Source organism: Pseudomonas libanensis, assembly GCF_001439685.1.
Classification (GTDB): domain Bacteria; phylum Pseudomonadota; class Gammaproteobacteria; order Pseudomonadales; family Pseudomonadaceae; genus Aquipseudomonas; species Aquipseudomonas libanensis.
This window is the reverse complement of sequence record NZ_JYLH01000027.1, coordinates 25,845-36,704: the sequence shown is the minus strand read 5'-3', so window position 1 is coordinate 36,704 and position 10,860 is coordinate 25,845. Positions and strand designations below refer to the sequence as shown.

The following is a 10,860-nucleotide window of genomic DNA, read 5'->3' as shown; positions in this document are numbered from 1 at the left end:
GAGCGCACCGATTAGCTCGGTAGCAGCAATTTCCTTCAGCATTGCACGGCCTAAAGCTGTGGAAGCTTTGCTGCCTATGAAAATGACTTCTGAATTGAATCCAATAAGACAGTTGCTCCCACATTTGGTTGTGCACAACCTGAATATGTACACAACCTTGTAACCATCGGTGCCATTTTTGTGTGCAAGTCTTTTTCAAGCGCACCAAAACGTAACATCCAAATAAGCTCGTAACCTCAGGTTTTAAGAGCATCGGTTTCAATCAAAAAATAAATACTTGTTCGAATGGTCAATTTATATCGCTTTTAATTCAGCAAGTTATCCAAAACATCTACCAAAAAGAAATTAATTCCGTTTTTCATAGATCGAAAACTGGCACGCATGTGGCTTAGTGAAATGCACGCTTTGTATACAATCAATACAAAAACTACATACACTTTGCCATCCGCCGCTATGCTGCAGATGTGCTGGAGCCTGCCGGAATGCGTACAAGTCTCTCGAGCAACATCGCACTGGATCTGCCCTCCTCCACCTTGAATCCCGCAGCTGCAAGCCCCGGCCCGCTGGTACTCAGCCCACGCCTGCACAACAAGGACCTGGCGCCCACCAAAGTCGAGGGCAGACGCTGGGGGCGCTATAGCATTTTTGCGTTGTGGACCAATGACGTGCACAACATCGCCAACTATTCATTTGCCATCGGCCTGTATGCGTTGGGCCTGGGCGGCTGGCAAATATTGTTGTCCCTGGGGATCGGCGCAGCGCTGGTGTACTTCTTCATGAACTTGTCGGGGTATATGGGACAGAAGACCGGTGTGCCCTTCCCCGTGATCAGCCGCATCAGTTTCGGTATCCACGGCGCACAGATTCCGGCCTTGATCCGCGCAGTCATTGCGATCGCCTGGTTCGGCATCCAGACCTACCTGGCGTCGGTGGTTTTGCGCGTGTTACTGACGGCGATTCATCCGGGCTTTGCCGATTATGACCACAACTCGATCCTCGGCTTGTCGACCCTGGGCTGGGCATGCTTTGTGGCGATATGGCTGGTGCAGTTGGTGATCCTCGCCTATGGCATGGAGATGGTGCGCCGTTATGAAGGGTTTGCCGGGCCGGTGATTCTGCTGACCGTGGCTGCGTTGGCCGGTTGGATGTACTTCCAGGCGGGCGGCGTGATTGCCTGGTCGATCCGCGAACCGCTGAGCGGTGGCGAGATGTGGCGCAATATCTTTGCCGGCGGCGCTTTGTGGCTGGCGATCTATGGCACCTTGATCCTCAACTTCTGCGATTTCGCTCGCTCTTCTCCGTGCCGAAAGACCATCAAGGTCGGCAACTTCTGGGGCCTGCCGGTCAATATCCTGGTGTTTGCCGCCATCACCGTGCTGCTGTGCGGCGGACAGTTCCAGCTCAATGGCCGGGTGATCGAAAGCCCCACCGAAATCATCGCGGCGATCCCTAGCACCTTCTTCCTGGTGCTCGGCTGCCTGGCCTTCCTGATCGTCACCGTAGCGGTGAACATCATGGCCAACTTCGTCGCCCCGGCCTTTGTGCTCAGCAACCTGGCGCCCAAGTACCTGAATTTCCGTCGCGCCGGGTTGATCAGCGCCTTCGTGGCGGTGCTGATCCTGCCCTGGAACCTCTACAACAGCCCACTGGTGATCGTGTATTTCCTCTCTGGCCTGGGCGCGCTGCTGGGGCCGTTGTACGGAGTGATCATGGTCGATTACTGGTTGATCCGTAAAAGCCAGGTGGATGTGCCACAGCTATATAGCGAAGACCCCCATGGGGTTTATTACTACAACCGAGGAGTGAATCTGCGCGCAGTGGTGGCGTTCATTCCTGCAGCGGTGATCGCCATCCTGCTGGCGCTATTGCCGGGGTTTGCCAGTGTCTCACCGTTTTCCTGGTTGTTTGGCGCCGGTATCGCAGGGTTGCTGTACCTGCTGATCGCCAAGCGCCAGCCGTTCTACGCCGATGTCAGCGGCGAAAGCATTGCCGTCGATAACGTCAGTCATTAAACAAGGACATTCCATGCGCATCCTCGTGGTCAACGTCAACACCACCGAATCCATCACCGACACCATCGCCCAGCAAGCACGCGCCGTAGCGTCACCAGGCACCGAGATTGTCGGGCTCACTCCGTACTTCGGCGCAGAATCGGTGGAAGGCAATTTTGAAAGTTACCTGGCGGCCATCGCCGTGATGGACCGGGTGATGGCCTACGATCAGCCGTTCGATGCGGTGATCCAGGCCGGCTATGGCGAACATGGTCGGGAAGGTTTGCAGGAATTGTTGAATGTACCGGTGGTGGATATTACCGAAGCGGCCGCCAGCACCGCGATGTTCCTGGGCCATGCCTACTCGGTAGTGACCACCCTGGACCGTACGGTGCCACTGATTGAAGACCGGCTGAAACTCGCCGGCCTGTACCAGCGTTGTGCGTCGGTGCGCGCCAGCGGCATGGCGGTGCTGGAGCTGGAAGAAGACCCGCTGGCTGCCATGGAGGCCATTGTGCACCAGGCGGAACTGGCGATTCGTGACGACAAGGCCGAAGTGATCTGCCTGGGTTGCGGCGGCATGGCCGGGCTGGATGAGCAGATCCGCCAGCGTACCGGAGTGCCGGTGGTGGATGGGGTGACGGCGGCGGTGATGGTTGCCGAATCATTGGTGCGCTTGGGATTGTCGACATCCAAAATCAGGACCTATGCGACGCCAAGACCCAAGAAAGTCGTGGGTTGGCCGAGCAAGTTCGGCCACTGAGGTTTTAGTGTGGGAGGGGGCTTGCCCCCGATAGCGGTGTATCAGCCGACTTATCTGTAACTGACCCACCGTAATCGGGGGCAAGCCCCCTCCCACACTTGGAACTGTTTTCACTTTTAGATGGCACTGAATCTTTGGCCTAACTGCTGCTCGGCAAACTGCTCAATGATGAAATCCACAAACGCCCGGGTCTTGCCGGGCAACAGTTTGTGTTCGGCGTAGTAGATGGAAATATTGCCGTCGTTCACATACCAATCCGGCAACACCCGCAGCAACTTGCCGCTCGCCAACCAGGGCACAGCAAACGGCATGCTCACCAGCGCAATGCCCAGCCCCTGGTCGGCGGCGATGCAGGCGGCTTGGGAGTCGCTCATGGTCATGCGCGGCTTGAGGTTCAGCGGGCCGTGTTCGCCATTGCGATGAGTCAGTTGCCAGGAACGCACGCGCCCGGTTTGCGGTGAGCGAATCAGAATGCCGTCGCAGCGCTCCAGGTCCTCGGGCTGTAACAGCGCCGGGCGTGCCGCCAAGTAGTCGGGGGACGCCACCAGCACCCGATGCGCCGGCGCCAGCTTGCGTGCCACCACGCCCTGGGGCAGCTCGAAACCGCCGCCAAGGGCCGCGTCGAAGCCCTGGCCAATCAGGTCGACCTGGCGATTGTCGAAATGCCAGTCCGGAATGATATCGGGATAACGTCTCAGGAATTCACCCAGCAGCGGCACGATATACAAGCAGCCGACCACTGTGCCCATGCTGACCTTGAGCGTGCCCACCGGCCGCCCTTCGGCGCTGGCCAGGTTGGCTACGGCATTCTGGATGGTGGTGAGGCTCGAGCTGACCTCGTCAAGGAACAGCTTGCCGGCTTCGGTCAGGGTGAGGCGTCGGGTACTGCGTTGGAACAACCGCACACCCAGGCGCGCCTCCAACTTGGCAACGCTTTTACCCACCGCTGCCGGGGTCAGGCTCAGGTGTCGGGCGGCCTCGGCAAAACTACCGCCCTCGGCGCTGCGCACAAAGCATTCGATACTGCCAAAGCTCTCCATATCGCCCCACTCTAAACTTTTGGTTTACACAGACTATAGCAATCGCGGTCTACCGGCTTGGGTGGGTGAGGTCGATACTCGGTCCATCAACTACTCGGAGATCGACATGACCACACAAAATCTCATCGGCAAAGTCGCCTTGATCCAAGGCGGTTCCCGCGGCATCGGCGCCGCCATCGTCAAGCGCCTCGCCGCGCAGGGTGCGGCGGTTGCGTTTACCTACGTCAGCTCGGCCGCCAAGGCTGAAACACTGCAGAACGAGGTGATCAGCGCAGGTGGTCAGGCTCTGGCGATTCACGCCGACAGCGCCGACGCCACGGCGATTCGCGCTGCGGTCAACGTCACGGTCGAGGCGTTTGGACGCCTGGATATCCTGGTGAATAACGCTGGCGTGCTGGCCATCGCGCCGCTGGAAGAATTCAAGCTGGAAGACTTCGACCAGACCTTGGCGATCAATGTGCGCAGCGTATTTATCGCCACCCAGGAAGCGGCCAAGCATATGGGCGAAGGTGGCCGGGTGATCAATATCGGCAGCACCAACGCCGAACGCATGCCCTTTGGCGGTGGCGGGCCCTACGCCATGAGCAAGGCGGCGCTGGTGGGGTTGACCAAGGGATTGGCGCGGGACCTGGGGCCACGGGGCATCACCATCAACAACGTGCAGCCTGGGCCGGTAGATACCGACATGAACCCGGCGAACAGTGATTTTGCCGAAAGCCTGATCGGGTTGATGGCGGTAGGTCGGTATGGGCATGTGGAGGAGATTGCCAGTTTTGTGGCATATCTGGCCGGGCCGGAAGCCGGCTATATCACGGGCGCCAGCCTGACCATCGATGGTGGTTTCAGCGCCTGATTTTGCAAAACCGCAAACCAAATGCGGGAGCGGGCTTGCCCGCGAAGGCGGTGTGTCAGTGCGACAACTGTTACTGCACTACCGCTTTCGCAGGCAAGCCAGCTCCCACATTTTTGACCGCGCGGGGTCAGGCCATGGGGGGCAAGCCATAGGCGGCCAAATCAAAGTCGGCGAGCTTGCGAATAATCTGGTCAGCATGCTGGTACTTGCTGTCCGCCATCGCCTCATCGGGCACTGCAATGGCAGTCATATGGGCGGCCTTTGCCGCGGTGACGCCGAACGGCGAGTCTTCGAACACCAGGCAATCCTCCGGCGCCACACCCAGACGGCGCGCGGCGGTCAGGAAGATATCCGGCGCAGGCTTGGCAGCGCCGACCTCCGGGTCGTCCGCAGTGACGATAGTGTCGAACAGGCCAAACCATTCGCGGTGCAAGGTGGTCTTGTGGCCAAACGAGTTGCGCGATGAACTGGTGCCCACCGCAATCGGAATATTGTGCGCCTTCAAATGCCGCACCAACGCCTCGGCGCCCGGCATACCCAGGGCCTTGGGAAAGCGCTCGCTCATCAGCGGCTCGCGGATCTCCAGGAACTCGGCGGGTGTGATCGGCAAGTCCAGCGCCTTGACCACGTAATCGGCCAGGTCCTGGGCACCGCGCCCAATGATGTGCTGCTTGATCCCCCAGTCATAGGTACGGCCGTAGCGCTCGGCAATGATCTGCGTGACTTCGGTGTAGATGCCTTCGGTATCCAGCAACAACCCGTCCATATCGAAGATTACGGCCTTGATCGGGACAGCGGTACGCGGTGCACTCATCACAACACAACCCTGAGTATGACTAAAAGGATTCAGCACAATAACGGCCCTCGTTGCTTGCAAGCAACCTCCGTTGCCCACGATCAGCAATTCATACCAGGCAACAGTTTCACCAGCCGACACCCACAGCGGCCGTCTAGGGTTTACCAAGGCAAAGCGATCAGCCATTGGCTCGCGCAGGAAAATACACCTTGTAAACCTTATAAAAGACTTATTAATCTCCGATGAGTTCAATCCAACATCCAAGAGGTTAAAAAACGTGACGAGCGAACCTACTGCCGTACAGATCATCCACAATACGGAGGGCAAGCCAGCCTTCGTGGTGATTCCCTATGAACACTATGTATCGCGGCAAAACGATCCAAACCTGATCCCCCATGCGGTAGTCAGCCGCCTGGTGGATGGCGCGACACCTATCCGAGCCTGGCGCGAACACCTGAACCTGACCCAGGAAGAGGTCGCCAGGCGCCTGGGTATTTCACAACCTGCCTTTGCCCAGCAAGAGGCGGTCAATAAACCTCGACGGACCACGCGGGAAAAAATTGCCAAGGCGTTCGGTATCAATGCCAGCCAACTGGAGATATAAACGTCAACCCGCAAGATTCGCGCCCCCCTTCACCTCAAATCGAGCTCAAGCATGCTCTATCGTTTAGCTGCCGACGGCCTCGTGCTGTTTCACCTGAGCTTTATCCTGTTCGTGCTGTTCGGCGGCCTGCTCACCCTGAAATGGCCTCGAGTGATGTGGCTGCATTTGCCCGCCGTTGCCTGGGGCATCGCTGTGGAGGTGCTGCACCTGCCCTGCCCGCTCACCCGTTGGGAAAACCTGTTGCGCCACCTGGCCGGGCAAGACGGTTATGGCGGCGGGTTTATCGAGCACTACATCCTGACGCTGATCTACCCCGCCGGCCTGACCGCCAATATTCAGCTGGCGCTGGGAGCCGTGGTGGTGTTGGTTAACCTCGCGGTGTACGGGCGGGTTATCCGGCGTTACGTACAGGCTTGAGACAGCTGCGCTGGTGAAGAATCAGCCCACCTCAATCCGTTCGCAGACGCCGCCATGTCCGAAGCCTTCGAAGTCCCCAGCCCCCACGAAAAACATCTCGAGCACACCACCGAACACGCCCACGGCCGCGGCGATACTTTCGCCAGCCGCATCGCCGTGATGACCGCCATCATGGCCACCGTCGGCGCCATGCTCAGCTACCAGGCCGGCTCCAGCGAAAGCGAAGCGGCAATGGACAAGAACAACGCCGCCATCATCAAGACCGAAGCCGCCAACCAATGGAACTACTACCAGGCCAAATCCAGCCGCCAGAACCTTGCGGAGTTGGCCACCCATATTCCCGGCGTGGATGCGGCGCACTACACGGATGAGATCGAGCGCTACAAAAAGCAGAAGGAAGACGTGCGCAAGCAAGCCGAGAAGCTGGAGGCCACCTCACGGCAATGGGATCAGAAATCCGAGCAGGCACTGCACCAGCACCATCGCTGGGCCCAGGCAATGACAGTAATTCAGATCGCGATTTCGTTGGCGGCGATCACCTTGCTCACCCGTAAGGAATGGCTCAAACGCATGTCGTATACGGCCGGCGCAGTGGCTGTGGTGCTGGGCAGCCTGGCATCGCTGCATCTCTGACCCACACGGGCAAATGTGGAAGGGGGCTTGCTCCCAATGGCGGCCTGACAGTCGCCACATACACATGAAACCTTTGCCGATTGTTTTCAATCTGCCATCTGAGCGATTAAAGTGGTGCCCCCCGAGAATTGAATCTCGAGATTGAGTCCATGGAGTTACAAGTGAAATACGTCAGTAAAGTAGTTGCAGCAGCCGTTCTTGGTTTCACCCTGGCAGGTTGCACCGGCACCGCCATGAAAACCCCGCAATACGACGCCAGCCAATACACCGTCCTCGGCCACAGCGAAGCCAGCGCCACCGGCATCATGCTGCTGGGCGTTATCCCGATTGGCCAGAACAACCGCTTCGTACGCGCTCAGGATGCAGCCATCAAAGCCAAAGGCGGCGATGCGCTGATCAACACCCAAGTGCAGGAAAAGTGGTTCTGGGCCTGGGTACTGAACGGCTACACCACCAAGATTTCCGGTGATGTGATCAAGCTGAAAACCGCGCAATAAAGCACGAAAATGCCAGGGCGCCGACCCCGGCATTCGACGTATCATGGGCCGGACTTGCCGAGGATGGCCCATGAACCTCAGTATTGTTTACGCCCTCGCCGCCGCCGCCCTGTTCGGCGCCAGCACCCCGCTCGCCAAAAGCCTCGGCCTGGACCTCTCGCCCATACTGCTCGCCGGCCTGCTCTACTTCGGCAGCGGCATTGGCCTTGCTGGCGTACGCCTGATCCGCGATCGCGGCTGGGCACCTACCGGGTTGACCCCATCGGAATGGCCCTGGCTACTTGGCGCCATCGCCTTCGGCGGCATCCTCGGACCCGTCGCCCTCATGTTCGGCCTGACCCGTACCGCCAGCGCTACCGCCTCGCTGATGCTCAACCTTGAATCGGTGCTGACCGCCGTGATCGCCTGGGTCGTATTCAGGGAAAACGCAGACCGCCGCATCGTGCTTGGCATGATCGCGATTGTGCTGGGCGGCGCGGTGTTGTCATGGACCGGCGCTGACGGCGCCAGCCAGGACTGGATCGGGCCCCTTGCCGTTGCGCTGGCGTGCTTGTGCTGGGGCATTGATAACAACTTGACGCGCAAGGTGTCGGCGTCTGACGCGCTGTTTATCGCCGGCGCCAAGGGTCTGATTGCGGGGATTGTGAATTGCAGCCTGGCGCTTTACCTCGGGGCGCAGATTCCCGGCCTGGCGCAACTGGCGCCGATCCTGGTGGTGGGGTTCCTGGGGTATGGGGTCAGCCTGGTCATGTTTGTGCTGGCGTTACGCGGGCTGGGCAGTGCGCGCACCGGCGCCTACTTCTCGACGGCGCCCTTTCTCGGCGCCGCAGTGGCCTTGCTGGTGTTTGGAGAGTCGGTGACCCTGGCGTTCTGGATTGCCTCCGCGCTGATGGCCGTGGGCGTGTGGCTGCACCTGACGGAACGGCATGCCCATGAGCATCTGCATGAAGCGACGGAACATGGGCATCGGCATGTGCATGATGAGCATCATCAGCATGAGCATGGGTTTGAGTGGGATTCGGCGCAGCCTCATAGCCATGTGCATGTTCACAAGGTGATCAAGCACAGCCATGCGCATTTTCCGGATGTGCATCATCGGCATAGGCATTGAGAGTGGTGCGGATGTATCAGGGCGGCTCTATTGGCCGCCCTGATGGAAAACAGGCCCGTTTAAGCGTGGTGGCCCGTGTAACCTTTATGCTCATACTCCCACCCCCTACATGCCAACCCGACATGCTTGGGAATAAGCGCAGCACCACTGCTGTACGCGGTGATAGTCCTACGAGAAAAGCCCAGTTCAACAGCAGCTGCGGAAAGGGATAAATTGTTACTGAGCATCCACTTTCTGAAATCCTGGGTCAGCATGACCTCACCAGATTGCTCCAACGCCAGACGGTGCAACGTGACAGCGGACAGTTCCAGGTCATTACCCCATGTCACATCAAAGCCCCACTCACCAACTTTCACTTGGCTGAATAGCGCCAAATCCAAGAGTGGTGTGAGCACAGGAAAAGTATTTATATGATCGGTGAGGTCAACAGTGTGGCGCTTACCGTTGTTCCATTCGATCTCTAAGGCATGCTTGCCGGCAACTGGTTGCACAGCAGAAATGCGAAGCTTGCTGGTCATATGTCAGTCCCTCCGGTTTTGTTCATCCCATACCCGTTTAAGATCAGCGATATGAGCTTTTGCCCAAAGCAGGGCAGCTTTCAAGGCTTTCTTCTCGGCGCCTGTACCGAGCACAACAAGCCCTTCTATCTGAATCAGCGACTCACCATCCGGCGTCTGCACGTGAAAATGCGGCGGCGCGTGGTCGTCGGGATAGATTTTTATTTTCCAGTTTTGTTCAGTATGAAGGGTAGCCATGACGGTAGATGCTAGAGAAATATTTTCTCTAGCACAACCTTGATCCCATACGCCAAGAATCTACAATTCCTTCGACACCTGAGGCGACTAGACAAGAAGCCGCAACAAGAGCCGTTCATAAGCGTATGACCTGATAAAGCTGGACTTTTCAAACCCCAGAAATCACAAAACCCCTGGTTTCTCTCGAAACCAGGGGTTTTGTTTACATCGAATTTGGCGGTGAAGGAGAGATTCGAACTCTCGATACAATTTCTTGTATACACACTTTCCAGGCGTGCTCCTTAAGCCACTCGGACACTTCACCGTATCTCGGCAAACCAGTTCAGTCTGTCGAGGCGCGCTAATGTAGTCGAAAGCCTTTCTGATGGCAAAGGTTTTTTTCAGAATTTTCATGCGGTTAGACGGTTATGCCGTGGCGCACCCGGTAACGGGTAGTGTTTCTGCCATTCTTGGGCAGGCCCAGCACCGGTTTTGCGGGACTGCTGCGCTGTGCCGCGGGACGTCTACCCTTGGGCATAGGGGAAAAGCCTGACTGGGTAGTCAGTCACAGCGCTTTACCCAGGCGGGCGTGGTGGGTAACGTCTGTTGCATTCTCTCTATAACAAGCCCTACAAGGAACCGCGTCATGAGTGAGTTGATTGCCTACCACTTCGAAGACGGTATCGCGACCCTGACCTTGAGCAACGGCAAGGTCAATGCCATTTCTCCGGCGGTGGTCAGCGAATTCAATGCTGCGCTGGATCAGGCCGAGAAAGATCGGGCAGTGGTGATCATCACGGGCACGCCGGGGATTTTGTCGGGTGGTTATGATTTGAAGGTGATGACGGCCGGCCCTAAAGAAGCGATCAGCCTGGTGACGTCGGGCTCGACCCTGGCGCGGCGCTTGTTGGCGCATCCGTTCCCGGTGATCGTGGCGTGCCCTGGACATGCGGTGGCCAAGGGTGCGTTCCTGTTGTTGTCGGCGGATTATCGGATCGGCGTCGAGGGACCATTCAGCATTGGTCTGAATGAAGTGGCAATCGGCATGACCATGCACCACGCTGGTATCGAGCTGGCGCGGGATCGTCTGCGCAAGTCGGCATTTCACCGGTCGGTGATCAATGCCGAAATGTTTGATCCGCAAGGCGCCTTGCAAGCAGGCTTCCTCGATAAGGTCGTGGCACCGGAAGAATTGCACGCGGCAGCCCTGGAGGCGGCGCGGCAATTGAAGAAGATCAATATGAACGCTCACAAGCACACCAAGTTAAAAGTGCGCCGGGCGCTGCTGGAAGCTCTGGACGAAGCAATCATCCAGGATCAAGGCCATAACCTGAGTTAACTCCTACACCTGCTTTATCAACGCCCGATCCAGTATCGGGCTTTTTCTTACAAATAAACCCGAAACATCTGTAGCCGCTCTG

The 10,860-nt window shown here is 57.9% G+C and carries 13 protein-coding genes and 1 tRNA gene; 9 read left to right on the top strand and 5 right to left on the bottom strand.

Translation table 11 applies throughout. The annotated features are described in order from the left end of the window. Positions 1-482 precede the first annotated feature (482 nt). Together TU73_RS27245 and TU73_RS27240 are read left to right on the top strand one after the other, a co-directional pair. The gene (locus TU73_RS27245; protein ID WP_057014754.1) at positions 483-2,012 is read left to right on the top strand and encodes an NCS1 family nucleobase:cation symporter-1; all 1,530 of its coding nucleotides are present in this window, start codon (positions 483-485) and stop codon (positions 2,010-2,012) included. Positions 2,013-2,025: 13 nt separating this feature from the next. After that, positions 2,026-2,754 (top strand): aspartate/glutamate racemase family protein, encoded by a 729-nt coding sequence (locus TU73_RS27240; RefSeq protein WP_057014753.1) that lies wholly within the window; start codon positions 2,026-2,028, stop codon positions 2,752-2,754. A 116-nt stretch (positions 2,755-2,870) separates the two neighbouring features. Here the strand turns inward: TU73_RS27240 and TU73_RS27235 are convergent, their stop codons facing one another. Further along, positions 2,871-3,794, bottom strand: coding sequence for a LysR family transcriptional regulator (locus TU73_RS27235; protein WP_057014752.1), 924 nt, complete (start codon positions 3,792-3,794; stop codon positions 2,871-2,873). 106 nt (positions 3,795-3,900) lie between these two features. Between TU73_RS27235 and TU73_RS27230 the strand changes: the two genes are divergently transcribed. After that, positions 3,901-4,647, top strand: coding sequence for a 3-oxoacyl-ACP reductase family protein (locus TU73_RS27230; protein WP_057014751.1), 747 nt, complete (start codon positions 3,901-3,903; stop codon positions 4,645-4,647). A gap of 127 nt (positions 4,648-4,774) precedes the next feature. Here TU73_RS27230 and TU73_RS27225 read toward each other — a convergent pair whose 3' ends face one another. Next, a complete protein-coding gene (locus tag TU73_RS27225) occupies positions 4,775-5,461 on the bottom strand; it encodes an HAD-IA family hydrolase (protein WP_057014750.1) in 687 nt (228 codons plus the stop codon). Positions 5,462-5,720: 259 nt separating this feature from the next. Between TU73_RS27225 and TU73_RS27220 the strand changes: the two genes are divergently transcribed. The 5 genes from TU73_RS27220 (at position 5,721) to TU73_RS27200 (ending at position 8,705) form a co-directional block, all read left to right on the top strand. Beyond that, positions 5,721-6,047, top strand: a complete 327-nt coding sequence (locus TU73_RS27220) for a helix-turn-helix domain-containing protein (RefSeq protein WP_057014749.1) — start codon at positions 5,721-5,723, stop codon at positions 6,045-6,047. A gap of 51 nt (positions 6,048-6,098) precedes the next feature. Beyond that, positions 6,099-6,464: a DUF2784 domain-containing protein gene (locus TU73_RS27215; protein WP_043047107.1), complete on the top strand. Its 366-nt coding sequence runs from the start codon at positions 6,099-6,101 to the stop codon at positions 6,462-6,464. Positions 6,465-6,518: 54 nt separating this feature from the next. Further along, a complete protein-coding gene (locus tag TU73_RS27210; protein WP_057014748.1) occupies positions 6,519-7,097 on the top strand; it encodes a DUF4337 domain-containing protein in 579 nt (192 codons plus the stop codon). 161 nt (positions 7,098-7,258) lie between these two features. Further along, the gene (locus TU73_RS27205) at positions 7,259-7,594 is read left to right on the top strand and encodes a hypothetical protein (RefSeq protein ID WP_057014747.1); all 336 of its coding nucleotides are present in this window, start codon (positions 7,259-7,261) and stop codon (positions 7,592-7,594) included. Positions 7,595-7,664: 70 nt separating this feature from the next. Then, positions 7,665-8,705, top strand: coding sequence for an EamA family transporter (locus tag TU73_RS27200; protein WP_057014746.1), 1,041 nt, complete (start codon positions 7,665-7,667; stop codon positions 8,703-8,705). Positions 8,706-8,764: 59 nt separating this feature from the next. Here TU73_RS27200 and TU73_RS27195 read toward each other — a convergent pair whose 3' ends face one another. The 3 genes from TU73_RS27195 to TU73_RS27185 form a co-directional block, all read right to left on the bottom strand. Continuing rightward, positions 8,765-9,223 carry a DUF2442 domain-containing protein gene (locus TU73_RS27195; protein WP_057014745.1) on the bottom strand — a complete coding sequence of 153 codons (459 nt, stop codon included), beginning with the start codon at positions 9,221-9,223 and terminating at the stop codon, positions 8,765-8,767. A gap of 3 nt (positions 9,224-9,226) precedes the next feature. Then, positions 9,227-9,460 (bottom strand): DUF4160 domain-containing protein, encoded by a 234-nt coding sequence (locus TU73_RS27190; RefSeq protein ID WP_057014744.1) that lies wholly within the window; start codon positions 9,458-9,460, stop codon positions 9,227-9,229. A gap of 214 nt (positions 9,461-9,674) precedes the next feature. After that, positions 9,675-9,764, bottom strand: a tRNA-Ser gene (locus tag TU73_RS27185). A gap of 321 nt (positions 9,765-10,085) precedes the next feature. Between TU73_RS27185 and TU73_RS27180 the strand changes: the two genes are divergently transcribed. Next, on the top strand, positions 10,086-10,778 hold the full coding sequence (locus TU73_RS27180; RefSeq protein ID WP_057014743.1) for a crotonase/enoyl-CoA hydratase family protein: 693 nt from the start codon (positions 10,086-10,088) through the stop codon (positions 10,776-10,778). Positions 10,779-10,860 lie beyond the last annotated feature (82 nt).